Source organism: Providencia burhodogranariea DSM 19968 (genome assembly GCF_000314855.2).
In the GTDB taxonomy this organism is placed as follows: Bacteria; Pseudomonadota; Gammaproteobacteria; order Enterobacterales; family Enterobacteriaceae; genus Providencia; species Providencia burhodogranariea.
Genome location: NZ_KB233222.1, coordinates 1,316,758 through 1,330,389 on the forward strand (window position 1 = coordinate 1,316,758; position 13,632 = coordinate 1,330,389).

Annotated in this window: 10 protein-coding genes; 7 read left to right on the plus strand and 3 right to left on the minus strand. The window is 36.7% G+C overall.

Translation table 11 applies throughout. The features are described from left to right. Positions 1-120: 120 nt before the first annotated feature. From OOA_RS05600 to OOA_RS05615, 4 genes are read left to right on the plus strand one after another with little or no spacing between them, the layout of a single operon-like run. Positions 121-1,623: a sugar ABC transporter ATP-binding protein gene (locus tag OOA_RS05600; protein WP_008911165.1), complete on the plus strand. Its 1,503-nt coding sequence runs from the start codon at positions 121-123 to the stop codon at positions 1,621-1,623. Continuing rightward, positions 1,620-2,615, plus strand: coding sequence for an ABC transporter permease (locus tag OOA_RS05605; RefSeq protein WP_008911166.1), 996 nt, complete (start codon positions 1,620-1,622; stop codon positions 2,613-2,615). The genes OOA_RS05600 and OOA_RS05605 overlap by 4 nt, the downstream gene beginning before the upstream one ends. Before the next feature lie 16 nt (positions 2,616-2,631). Continuing rightward, positions 2,632-3,696 (plus strand): sugar ABC transporter substrate-binding protein, encoded by a 1,065-nt coding sequence (locus OOA_RS05610; protein WP_008911167.1) that lies wholly within the window; start codon positions 2,632-2,634, stop codon positions 3,694-3,696. A gap of 12 nt (positions 3,697-3,708) precedes the next feature. Then, on the plus strand, positions 3,709-4,953 hold the full coding sequence (locus tag OOA_RS05615; protein WP_008911168.1) for an LVIVD repeat-containing protein: 1,245 nt from the start codon (positions 3,709-3,711) through the stop codon (positions 4,951-4,953). A gap of 370 nt (positions 4,954-5,323) precedes the next feature. Here OOA_RS05615 and OOA_RS05620 read toward each other — a convergent pair whose 3' ends face one another. Next, the gene (locus OOA_RS05620; RefSeq protein WP_008911169.1) at positions 5,324-5,911 is read right to left on the minus strand and encodes a carboxymuconolactone decarboxylase family protein; all 588 of its coding nucleotides are present in this window, start codon (positions 5,909-5,911) and stop codon (positions 5,324-5,326) included. Between the two features lie 20 nt (positions 5,912-5,931). Then, on the minus strand, positions 5,932-7,275 hold the full coding sequence (locus OOA_RS05625) for an MFS transporter (RefSeq protein ID WP_008911170.1): 1,344 nt from the start codon (positions 7,273-7,275) through the stop codon (positions 5,932-5,934). A 465-nt stretch (positions 7,276-7,740) separates the two neighbouring features. Here OOA_RS05625 and OOA_RS05630 point away from each other — a divergent pair, with 465 nt between their 5' ends. The 3 genes from OOA_RS05630 to mnmH all read left to right on the plus strand — a co-directional run bounded on the left by OOA_RS05630 (position 7,741) and on the right by mnmH (position 10,627). Beyond that, the gene (locus tag OOA_RS05630; protein ID WP_008911171.1) at positions 7,741-8,880 is read left to right on the plus strand and encodes a cysteine desulfurase family protein; all 1,140 of its coding nucleotides are present in this window, start codon (positions 7,741-7,743) and stop codon (positions 8,878-8,880) included. Positions 8,881-9,172: 292 nt separating this feature from the next. After that, on the plus strand, positions 9,173-9,301 hold the full coding sequence (locus tag OOA_RS20985) for a hypothetical protein (protein WP_269078030.1): 129 nt from the start codon (positions 9,173-9,175) through the stop codon (positions 9,299-9,301). A 237-nt stretch (positions 9,302-9,538) separates the two neighbouring features. Next, entirely contained in the window at positions 9,539-10,627 is a 1,089-nt protein-coding gene (gene mnmH, locus OOA_RS05635; RefSeq protein WP_008911172.1) for a tRNA 2-selenouridine(34) synthase MnmH, read from the plus strand. A 760-nt stretch (positions 10,628-11,387) separates the two neighbouring features. Here the strand turns inward: mnmH and OOA_RS05640 are convergent. Beyond that, on the minus strand, positions 11,388-12,497 hold the full coding sequence (locus tag OOA_RS05640) for a porin (protein ID WP_008911173.1): 1,110 nt from the start codon (positions 12,495-12,497) through the stop codon (positions 11,388-11,390). Positions 12,498-13,632 lie beyond the last annotated feature (1,135 nt).

A 13,632-nucleotide genomic window follows, 5' to 3' on the forward strand; every position in this document is an offset into this window, starting at 1 on the left:
TTTTTATCTTTATGTTATACCTAGCCATCTGGACGGCTAATCAAAGAAAATTCACAATGATTAAAAAAACACCGTTTGAGAAAAGTAAAAACGAATCAATATATTAGAGGTTTTTGTAACATGACAGTAAATCGACTCGATATGCACAATATCAGCTTAGCCTTTTCAGGATTTCAGGCATTATCTGATGTCGATTTTACGCTTTACGGTGGTTCTGTGCATGCATTAACAGGTGCAAATGGCGCAGGAAAATCGACATTGATGGCCGTATTGTGTGGAACGCACAATCATTATGATGGCGAAATAACCATTAATAATGAAGAAACTTCAATTCGGATCCCACTTGACGCTAAAAAAGCAGGTATACATCTGGTACAGCAAGAAGTGGACGTTGCTCTTATACCGGGGTTAAGCATCGCTGAAAATATCATGCTTGATAAGTTATCAGAGCCGGGTCATTGCTATCGTTGGAAAGAGATTTATCAACAAGCCCGTACCGCACTTGCTCAATTAGATGTGAGTTTCGATTTAAAGCGCTCAATTGATAGCTGCACATTAGCAGAAAAACAACAGATATTACTTGCCCGTGCTCTTTCTCATCATTGCAGATTTTTAATCCTTGATGAGCCGACCGCGCCTCTTGATCAACATGAAAGTGAACGTTTATTTACGGTAGTCAGACGCTTACAGAAGCAAGGTATTGGTATTGTTTTTATCTCTCATCGCATTCATGAATTGAAAGCAATTTGCGATACCTTAACGGTGCTAAGAGATGGCAAATTAATCGAATCAGGATCAATGACAGAGCTTAGTGGCGAAGAGATTGTGGAAAAGATGCTCGGCCATGAGCTTAGTGATATCTATCCCCCTCGACGTGCTGCTCAAAGTGATGAGATTCTTTTAAGTATCAATGGATTGCACGATGACAATTTGCTACATGACATCTCGCTTAAACTGCATAAAGGTGAAATTTTAGGGATCGCTGGATTAGCGGGAGCGGGTAAAACAGAGCTATGTAAAGCCCTATTTGGCGCAACTAAATGTCGGGTCGAAAAAGGAACCTTAAACAATCAAGCTTGGAAACCACGCGACCCAGCGGACTCAGTGGTTCGTGGATTGGCATTAGTACCCGAAGAACGCCGTAAAGAAGGTATTTTTATTGATGAATCTATCAATATGAATTTAGCCGTCTGTGCAGATAACAGCTTGTCACGCTGGGGATTTTTTAAGCATCGCCAAGCTTGGCAATGGGCACAAAAAATGATCACACGCGTTGGAGTGCGTACCGCTGGACCTGCTCAAATACTGCGTCGGTTATCAGGGGGAAACCAACAAAAAGTGGCGATTGGTAAATGGTTACAGGGTCACGCAAATGTGATGATTTTTGATGAACCAACCAAGGGAGTAGATGTAAAAGCAAAAACAGATTTATTCCAACTTATAGATGGTCTAGCCAGAGAGGGAAAAGGCATTATTTATGCATCCGGTGAATTTTCAGAACTGGTTGGACTATGTGATCGTATTTGTGTGTTATGGGATGGACGTATCGTGGCAGAAATCAACGGTGAGGATGCCCGCGAAGAGTCATTACTTTATTATTCAACGGGAGGAACGGCAGCGTGAGCAAAGCCCTTTCAGTAAACGCGACGATGTCTTATCGTCAGCGAATTTTTGATTTTCTTTATAAATGGGGCATGTTACTCACGGTTGTTGCATTAATCGCAATTTTTGGTGTGGTGTCAGATAACTTTTTAGATCCATTTAACATTATTAACATATTACGTTCTATCGCGATTGTAACGGTGATTGCGATTGGCGTTTCGATTTCACTCACTGTAGGTGGTTTTGATCTTTCGGTTGGAGCGACTGCCTCTTTGGCAAATGCACTCGTTATTTCGATGTTTGTTTGGCATGGATTAGATACCACACAGGCTATTTTACTGACATTAGCGTTGTGCTCACTAGTTGGATTATTTAACGCATTTCTTATCGTCGTACTAAAAATTCCCGACATGTTGGCCACACTTGGCAGCATGTTTGTGATCCAAGGTGTTGCGATGACCTATAGTGGTGGCGGTTCTATTACCGAAAATATGATGTTGCCCGATGGTGACATGGCTGAAGGGACGATTCCGGCAACTTTCAGCTTACTAGGACAAGTACCAACCATCGTTATCATTATGATTGTTGTCACTATCATTGCTCAGGTTGGCTTGTCATTAACCAAACATGGTCGCCGTATGTACGCGATAGGTGGTAACCATGAAGCCGCACGTTTATCTGGGATCAGAACTACGCGTTATAAAGTTATTGCCTACGTAATTGCATCACTACTAGCTGGGTTAGGCGGTATTTTATTAGCATCGAGAATTGGTTCCTCACAAGTCAATGCTGGTGGTGGTTACCTGATGGATGCTGTTGCAGCTGCATGGATCGGTTTTTCACTCGCCGGTTCAGGAAAACCAAATGCATTAGGCACTCTAGTTGGCGCGATCCTATTAGGCGTATTACAAAATGGGCTTGTCATGATTTCAGTTCCGTATTACGCCATGGATATTATTAAAGGATTGGTACTCGCTGCGGCGCTTGCCATTACCTATATACAAAAACGTTAAATAAACAGGAATAACAATGAAAAAAATTACGCTATCACTACTTTTATTAGGGTTGTTTAGCGCCCTAACGAGTCATGCAGCGACTCAAACTGATATTCCTGCCGCTATTGCGAATCATGATGGACAAGTTCGTGTGGCTATTATTCGTAACTTAGGTTCCGATGACAACACCACGCAATTTGTTTCCGGTGCAATTCAAGAAGGTAAAAAGCTGGGATTTAGAGTCAATACCTTCTTAAGTAATGGTGATGATGCGAAATTCCAAGATTTCGTCAACCAAGCTATCAGCCAAAAATATGACGGTATTATTCTCTCTCAAGGTCGTGACCCTTACTCAACGGCTCTCGTAAAAAAAGCACGTGATGCAGGTATTGCCGTTTCGGTATTTGATACTGCCATCAATGGTGATATTCCTGGTGTAACAGTCACACAGCAAGATGATGCTTCACTGACTAATCTTTCTTTTGGTGAATTGGTTAAAGATTTTAATGGCAATGCGAAGATTGTAAAGTTATGGGTTGCAGGCTTCCCACCAATGGATCGTCGACAAGAAGCATATCAAGAAATTTTAAAAGCAAACCCGGGTATCAAAGAATTAGAATCAATTGGCGCAGTTTCTTCTGATGTCCAAGGTGATACAGCCAATAAAGTTGGTGCAATACTGGCGAAATATCCAAAAGGTGAAATCGATGCTATTTGGGGAACATGGGACGCTTTCAGCCAAGGAGCTTATAAAGCGCTAAAAGAAAATGGTCGTACTGAAATTAAACTCTACAGTATTGATATTTCTAACCAAGACCTACAATTAATGCGTGAAGCGGGTAGCCCTTGGAAAGTCAGCGTTGCTGTTGATCCTAAAACCATTGGTGCAGTCAATCTACGCTTAATTGCACATAAAATTGCCGGCGAACCGACACCTGCAACTTATGATTTTAAGGCAGCGTCAATCCCACAAGCACTATTAGTGGCGCAACCAGGCGCAGTTAATGTGTCATCACTAAGTAAAATCATTCCAGGTTGGGGACAATCTAATGATTTTGTTGCACCATGGTTTGCAACATTAGAAGCTAAAAACAAATAAGGAAGTCACGAGATGGCAATTGAGCTACCTAAACCTGATTATAGCCGCAACATGCGGCTAATAGGTCATAGTGATCAGGGTGGTCGACCTGATGGTGTACAAGTCATGGTGCATCGTGGGTTTGCCTATATCGGCCATATGGTGTCGCAAGGCTTTTCAATTGTTGATGTACGAGACCCAAAAAATCCACGTGCTGCGGGGTATATCCCCGCACCTCCTGGAACATGGAATGTGCATTTACAGGCGCATGATGATTTATTACTTGTTATTAATGCGCGCGACCTATTCGCTGACACACGCTTTGCTGATGAAAAAGTTTATTACACCCGTTCTGTTGGTGATACGGTTAGCGATGTTCAAGATAGAGGTTGGAGTGCGGGACTGCGTATTTTTGACATTTCTACGCCGGATAAACCAAAAGAAATCAGCTTCTTGCCTGTCAATGGTATTGGTATTCACCGCATCTGGTATGTGGGTGGTCGTTGGGCTTATGTATCCGCATTGATTGATGGCTTTACTGATTATATTCTGCTAACAATTGATCTCGTTGATCCACGTAAACCTGAAATTTTAGGCCGCTGGTGGTTGCCGGGTATGAATAAATTCGCAGGTGAAACGCCTGATTGGCCAGAAGGGAAACGCTATGCATTACACCACGCGATTATTAGTGGTGACACTGCTTATGCGAGCTGGCGTGACGGTGGACTTACTCTTTTAGATATAAAAAATAGAGCGCAGCCAGAACTTATCAGCCACCGTAACTGGAGTCCACCTTTTGGGGGCGGCACCCATACTGCATTGCCATTGCCAGATAGAGACTTGCTAGTGGTGTTGGATGAGGCGGTTCTTGATAACCAAGAAGATGGTGAAAAACTAATATGGATATTTGATATTCGTGATCCTGCAAACCCAATCAGTATTTCCACTTTCCCGCAGCCAAACGAAGTAGATTATGTCGCTAAAGGTGCACATTTTGGCCCGCATAACTTACATGAAAACCGTCCCAGTAGCTTTATTAGCTCCACATTGATTTTTGCAACATATCAAAATGCTGGCGTACGTGCCTATGATATATCCAATCCTTATCAACCCATTGAAACTGGAGCATTAGTTCCTGCTTCACCGACAAAAATGATGGATACTCGCCCAAATAGACCGCAAGTCATCCAATCATGTGATGTTTTTGTTGATTCTCAAGGTATTATTTATAGCACCGATTACAATGGTGGTTTGTCAATAATTGAGTATTTAGCCTAGTATTGATTGACCTCTACGGTTTATTTTTATTGTTATCATTGATTGAGATTAAAATGGCAGCAATACAATAAGCTGACGTACTTCGGTGATTAAAAGCATGACAACAAACCCAACCTACGAATAAAAAACATCCTTCTGACTAGATTAAAAATTGAGCTCTTAATTTAAGAGCTCAATTTTAACATTAATTTTCATACGCCCTACCGCCTCTATGTTCTGTTCGCTAACTCCTCATTTTATTTATACTAACTCTCATTTTCAGTCAATATTTACTACTCGATTCATAATATTTATCATCATAATTTATTATGTATTTAATTTAAAAAACCAACAGTTAAGTTGGCTTTTTAAATAAACTAGAGTCTATTATCTAATTGTTCAGGAATTTATAAATATCCTGATTATTAGAATAAATAACACCCGTACTTAAAATATCGACTACCTGTAAAGCTTCAGTAAGTTTAGCTTCATTAATTTGATGAGCATTTGCTATTGTTAAAAAATGCTCGACAAGTGAAGTATTATGTCTGAATTTAGCTATACCAATTAATGCTAATATTTTTATTTCTTTATCCACAAACTTTGATTCCAACTGTTGATTGATAAAGTCGCGTGTCTTTATTGAAGTATAAGCTTTTAATCGGCCATTGATATTATAATTTAACTGCAATTCAGATGTTAATTGTAAAAGTTGTTCACCTGCAATATTAATAACACCAGTCAAATAAGATATTTCAGCAATTTCATCAAAAGATGCACCATCATCTTGCGCGGCTTTTGCATGATGTAATAAGCAATGCTTACAATTTGTCGCTTGTGCGATCGCAACGGCAATAAGATGTTTGTCTTTACTAGATATATCCCCGTCATTCCAACTATTAGTCGATAACGTTCTAAAATTATTAGTTTGATATTGAGTTTTATCTAACGCGGCTACATTCTTAACTGTATTAACCATGGGTGTAACACCTTCTGTAATTATAAAGTGACAGCTTTATGCTGAGTTAAGTCTTCCGTTTTATCCTTAGTATTTTTAGATATAGGGTCATTCGCTTTATAAGCTGCGACTAAACTAATTAAGCATAGAACTGATATGTACAATGCTACTAAATAAGGACTTTGGTCATTATATTTTAACAATGCGATAGCGATAAATGGTGTTAACCCACCAGATAGTAATGTACCGACTTGATAACCAACAGAAACCCCACTATAGCGAACTTCAACAGGGAATTGCTCTGCAAACCAAGCAGCACCAATACTGTAAATTGCCGCATCAAATATTGCTAAAAATATAGCCATTACTAAGGGCAGAAAAATTAAGTTTCCATTATCTAAAAAGTAAAAAAATGGCCAAACAAACAACCCAATACTGATTAATGAAAAATACGCTTGTTTTTTACGGCCAATTCTATCCGATAATAATGCCCAGAAAGGCGTAGTAATTACAGATGCAGCTGATGCGACAATTATAGAGGTTAAAACAATGCTTGTATCTAACGCTTTAATTTTTAAATAACTCAAAATGAACGTTGTCAATATTGCATACATGGCTGGCTGAGCAATTCTTAAGCCTATCGTGACCAATACCGCTTTTTTATGGTGTTTCATCAACTCGATAATCGGGTATTTTTTAATCTTACCTGCTCTTTTTGATTCTAAAAACTCCTCTGATTCGCTAGTTTTTAAGCGAATTATTAAGCCAACTATGACTAATGTGATGCTTATAAAGAATGGAATTCGCCATCCCCAAACCATAAAATCATCTTCAGACATACTTGATTTCACAACAAGAAATGCAGCCGAAGCAAGTAGCATACCAGTAGCGGAACCAATTTGTGTAAATGAACCAATGAAGCCTCTACGTTGTGGTTTTGTATGCTCTACAGCAAGTAATGCGGCACCACCCCATTCTGCACCACTCGCTAACCCTTGTAATAAGCGAATAATAACCAACAACACAATCGCATAAATACCTATTGCATCAAAACTTGGTATTAAGCCTGTAATAAATGTAGAGACGCCCATTAATAGTAATGAATAAACTAAAACCTTTTTCCTACCTATTTTATCCCCAACATGACCTGCAATAAAACCGCCTAATGGTCTAGCAAAAAAGCCAACACCATAAGCAGCGAATGAAGATAATAAAGCAACTGTTGGATCCGTACTTTTAGAGAAAAAAAGAGTTGAAAAAATAAGCGCAGAAGCAGTGCTGTAAATATAAAAATCGTACCATTCTATAGCTGTTCCTATAAACGATGCTAGTGCATATTTCTTTTCTTTTTTGCTAATTTTATAATCGTTATCTATAGCTGTCATTATGTAATAACCCTGTGTTGAATAAGTTATCACATCCTATAGCTAAAAATTATTCTGTTTAAATATCCATTTCATCTATTTTATTACGATTAATTACATAATAATTATTTGGATTAAGCACATGAGAATATAACTTAAACTAGACTTAAATTAGATTATTTTGATGCGGAAGACATTTAAGTTTAATCACGTATAACTCAAATGGGAATGAAGGTAATTAATTATGAATAAATTTTAATACTCCCAAATAGGTAATATTAATCGATGTGAATTTCATTATTGATAAAAAGGTACATTCATTTAAAATACACGCAGTACATTAAGTTCTAAAAAGAATAATTATAAGATTTAGATAGTTAGATTTAATAATTTTTATTTGAGATTAAAAAGCCTACAATTCAACATCTATCTGATTGGATTGCGACAACTAACCACGTTATCACTTTTAAAATTTTTGGACTCAATATGCCCACCATATATCTCGATTTTAATGCAAGCACACCGATTCATCCTTTAGTGCAAAAAAATATTCAATCACTTTTAGATTGCGTTTACGGCAATCCATCAAGCAACCATTGGGCGAGCAAAAATGCTAAATCCTACTTAAACAAAGCAAGAAAGCACATCGCAGCTTTAATTGGTGCTGAACCAGATGAAATCATTTTTACCAGTGGCGGAACAGAATCAAATAACTTAGCATTAAAAGGTCGTTTTTTTTCTTTATACAATAATGTAGCTCAACAACATATTATTACCCAAGTTACTGAGCACCCTTCTATTCTCCATCCTTTGGCTTTTCTTGAACGTTTAGGTGCAAAAATCACTTATCTCCCTGTAGATAGCACTGGCCGCGTCAATCCTGAAGATGTCAATAACGCAATCATTTCTGAAACAACGCTGATTAGCATCATGCATGCAAATAATGAAACAGGCACCCTTCAACCTATTGAAGAAATCGGATTAATCGCCAAGCAGCACAACATTTGTTTTCATACTGATGCAGCTCAATCGATTGGAAAAATACCGGTTGATGTAAATAAAATGAATGTCGACTTATTAAGCATTGCAGGTCACAAGTTATATGCCCCTAAAGGTGTTGGTGCTCTCTATATTCGTCGAGGTACAGCTTTAGAACCTGTTAATCATGGTGCAGGACATGAGCAAGGCATACGAGCTGGTACAGAAAGTATTTTACTTGCTACCGCTTTAGGTACTGCCTGTGAGCTAGCTAAAAAAGAGCTTTATAATCATAACATTCGCTCTTTAAGAGATTATTTTTGGCTGCAATTAAATGATACTTTTGGCGATAATGTTGTACTAAACGGACATGAAATTGAACGTTTACCAAATACTTTAAATATCAGTTTTTTGAATCATATTGGAGCTAATGTATTGGCTGGGCTAGATGGTATTGCAGCATCAACAGGTTCTGCTTGTCATGAAGGGCAAACAACAATTTCCCCTGTTTTAGCTGCCATGGGTATTGACTCAAAAATCGGAATGGGTGCAATCCGTTTTAGCCTAGGGTACGGGATCGAAAAGTCAGATATAGATCAAGTTGTGAATCAATTAAGATGCACTATTTCTGATAGCCCCACTGTTTAGCTGAGAACTCAGTGATACAAAAAAATATTATGCACCAGCAGGTGTTGCTTTTAGCCTGCTCTCAAGCGCTATTTTAAATTATTTCAGTAATGGTAATGACCGTTTGTGTGATTGCAGCTTTAATTGGTCCATTATTAGCTCATTATGGTGGTACGTTATTTTAAACTGACTATTTAGGGCCATTCTTGCTTTTTTCAGTTATCTCATTTATTGCTACTGGGTACTGTCTCAGCTTAAAATTGCACCACTTATTCGCCAAAAGAAAAAGCAAAAGGCACAGGCAATAAATGATATGAGTATATTCGTTGTTAGCCTTACCTGTTCATTAGCTTCGGGCGGCTTATTGAATTATCTTGGATGGACGGCATTAAATCTAGCATTAATACCTTGGTTACTTCTCTCTGTTCTATCAATACGTTAGTTGATAGTTAAGCAAAGAAAAATCAACATGTTAAATATTAGTGATTAAAATCATGACCACTTAATATAGCAAAACCAAAAACATCTCATTAGCTGAGTGATTTTGGCGCTAAATGCAGAGAATATCCGGTCAATTTAAATAATCAGTATTACTAAAATCCATCACCACGTGCCATCTAACCAACATAAGCGTATAATAGTTATTATTGTTACCTGAATTGATATCACAATTTTTATTATGGAATTAAGCCCTTCACCTCAAAATATCCGACAGATACTCTCTGAAGCAACGCCATTAATCGATGTCCGAGCTCCTATTGAATTTTCTCAAGGAGCAATGCCCGCAGCTTATAATATTCCCTTGATGAATGACAATGAACGCACTGCTGTTGGGATATGCTATAAACAGCAAGGTTCACAAAAGGCTGTTGAATTGGGTCATCAATTAGTCGATGGTGAAATTCGAGCAGAAAGACTGGCATCTTGGCGTGAAGCTTGTGCTCATTTTCCTGGAGGCTATATCTGTTGTGCTCGTGGGGGTATGCGCTCTCACATCGTACAAAAATGGCTTCACGAAGTTGGCGTTGATTACCCTTTAATCGTCGGTGGTTATAAGGCATTACGACAAACTGTCATTGAATCGACAAAAGAACTAGTACAGCGCCCTATGATCCTTATTGGTGGATGCACAGGGAGTGGCAAAACGACTATGGTGCGCGCGTTATCTGATGGAATAGATCTAGAAGGAATAGCGCATCATAGAGGCTCTTCTTTTGGGAGTACCTTGCAAGCTCAACCTTCTCAAGCAACATTCGAAAACTATCTTGCAGTGGAAATGCTTAAAAAAGAGCAGCAGCATACCCGCTGGGTTCTTGAGGATGAAGGTCGTGCAATTGGTTCAAATGGCCTCCCCGACTCCTTACGTACACAAATGGCGCAAGCATTATTGGTTGTTGTTGAAGACCCATTTGAACGCCGATTAGAACGACTGAAGGAAGAATATTTTGACCGCATGACGCATGATTTCTTAACCGTTTATGGTGAAGAACAAGGTTGGCAACGCTATAGCGAATATTTACATCATGGCTTATCTGCAATTCGTCGTCGGTTAGGATCACAACGTGCTACTGAACTAGCAGAATTACTGAATATTGCATTAGCAACCCAAAAAACCAGCGGTTCTACAGACGCCCACTTTACTTGGCTGTGCCCATTGCTAAATGAATATTATGACCCAATGTATAATTATCAACTGAATCAGAAGCAAAATAGGATTGCCTACCGTGGTAATTATGAAGATGTCATGCAATGGCTAATGAATAAATAATGTTAGCCATTAACGTGATTTTCTCGGGGTACCCAGTTTTCATTTTTCATCAAAAGGTACTCCTACTAATATCGATAATAACTAATTCTTTTAGGGCACTTAACCGTATATTCTCTATGTAGATTAGTATCGTCTTAATATAACCAACGTACTGTACTGTTCATAATGTAATATCTTGGGTATGTTTTAAGAAAAAATAATTTGCATTTTTCTATATGGAGACTGTCTTCGATAACTAATAAGGAAATAGTTTTATACAACTAGAAATAAATTGAAAAACTTTGCCATATAAAACATGGTCATTAAAATTTACATTTTTGAGTATAACTACCTAAGAATGGTGAAATGTTTTCCATTGTTGTTTTTACTTGCAAGATATAAAAAAGCTATTAATTGAAACGAAAAATCAATTCACATCAAATACTATTATTATCAATAATAAGTAACCATTAATGCTATTTACACTTTAATGTTAGAATGAATCTGCTGATATGATAATTGCGACCTTTGTTAACTCGCATTACGCGTTGCCTTCAATTAGAATTATTAATTAAATATACGCTAGCATTTATCTTAATTTACCTTATAATAATTAAACCTCATTGGTTCTTCTTTCTTTCATCATTAGGTTGAACCATAAAAAAGGCGAGATATTTATCTCGCCTTTTTTTATTTATGATTTTATGTTTATGTCTCATTAGTTTCTTAAACATAAAGCCACCCGCGATGCGGGTGGCTTTGAGTCTTCAATCTATAAAAACTAGAATTGATAGATTAGTCCCAGACCAACAACGTTATCTGTATTAATACCAGCACTTTCAGTGAATTCATTATTTTTCAGAAGATTAATTTTATAATCTACAACTGCACTCATATTTTTGTTGAAGTAATAATAAGAACCTAAAGAAACATATTTAACGAGATCTTCGTTACCATATCCACCACGTAAATCTTTCCCTTTAGACTGAATATAAGCAACAGATGGTTTTAAACCAAAATCAAACAGATATTGACCAACTAACTCCACGTTTTGAGTTTTGTTAGCAATTGTATGATCTTCACCAAAGTGAGTTGTGTTCAGTGTTTCACCATACATAGCTGCTAAATAAAGATTATTAGCATCGAATTTACCACCAACGTTCCATGCTTGAGCACGCTTACCAGTTGCATTTAGTGATGAATCTTCTTTTTGAGCTGAAGTACGAGTAGAGTTAGAGTAACCACCACCTAATGTCACACCCCAACCTAAGTCATAAGCAGTTGAGAAACCGTAACCATCTCCGTTATTTTTATAAACATCAGATGAGCCTGATTTATTGGTTTCAGTGTTTTTGCCTTGATATTGCAGTGCGAAGCTAAGTCCATCAACATAACCGAAAAGATCATTGTTACGGTATGTTAACAAGTTACGGTTACGTTCTGTCATATAAGTGTCAGTTTGTGCCATTGTGTCGGCACCCCACAGTGGCAGGACGTCAGTCCATACGTTTGTGTCGTAAATAACACCATAGTTGCGACCGTAGTCAATTGAACCAAAATCAGCAAACTTCAAACCAGCGTATGCTAAACGGTTTTTATTATCATTTTCCTTTTCCGTTTTGTTTGTTTTAGTTTCCCATTCAAAACGGCCAAAGCCTGTTAACTGATCAGTGATTTGAGTATCACCTTTAAGACCTAAACGAACGCGTGAATCATCACCATCTTCGCTACCTGTATCATTACTACCTTTACCGTCAGCAAAATAATGACGAACGTCAACTTTACCGTAAACATCTAATTTGTTGCCGTCTTTATTATAGACTTCCGCTGCATTTGCTGCACCAGCAGCTAATAGAGCTGGAATTACTATCGCTAGAATATTACGTTTCATTATTAAAACTCCATTGATTTTCTTTTTTGAAAAAATAGTTTGAACTTATTTTTGTTTATTTGAAACTACATAGAATTATTATTATCAGTGATCTATCTAGTAATATGCAAGATTTAAAACATCAAAATTTCTTCTTAGTGTTAAATTGAAAAAAAATTAACAATAAATGTTTCAAATAATATTGTGGTTTTCAGCATGAAATTAACACAAGCTTATCTATAATTAAATATTAAATTGTTTTTAATGTTAAAGGAATGCAACATCAGCAAACATTAAAAAACATTTATTGAACGCTTTGCAATTAACAAATAATGCTCTCCTTCTTGATTGATTTTTTTTGTTTGTTTTTTACAAAAATTTAGTGGAAATTATTTTATTTAATAAATTACGAAAATCACACCCGAAAAATGTTTAATTTTACTCCCAATAAAGGTTAGCTACGCTTAAATTGGATTATTTGGTCATAATTCACTTACAATAGTCTACTAGAAAAAGCAATTCTTCTCTGATGATAATAAAAGCTAAAAAGGTTAATCTTTAATAAAGATATATTTGAGCAGTTAATTATTCTAAATGAAAATTTATATATTCGCATGAAATTTTTGTTACTTATCTTTGTTGATAACAAAAAAATAACATTAACACAAACTACAATATCGACTTAAAAATAAAATAAAAATCAATTTAAGAAATGAAGTCAATACAAAACAGAGATGATATTTGAAATATTAAATTTCAATTTGAAATAATCAGATACATTTTAGATGTTAAATAAAGAAGTAAGTAAACGTTTTAAAGTCAAAGCTCCTCTATCTAAAAATTAAACATCGAGTTAATTACACCTTATTAGCACATTAATTACGTTAAATTACTTATTTAATATATAAGTAATTAGATACAGCAGATAAAGCACATCCCTTTTGCATACTAAAATTAACAACAATATATGTAATCCTTAGTGCTTATCTTCCAAAATGTAGTATCTCTATATAGTTCTACATCTGTGAGCTTAGCCCCCGGAATCACTTCTAAAATTTACTATTATGTGCAAACAACTTTATTCATTCCTCATACAAAGCTTTCTGTAATTTAGTTAGATTGATAGCTAACCAAGGATTACTTTAGCTTGCTAATA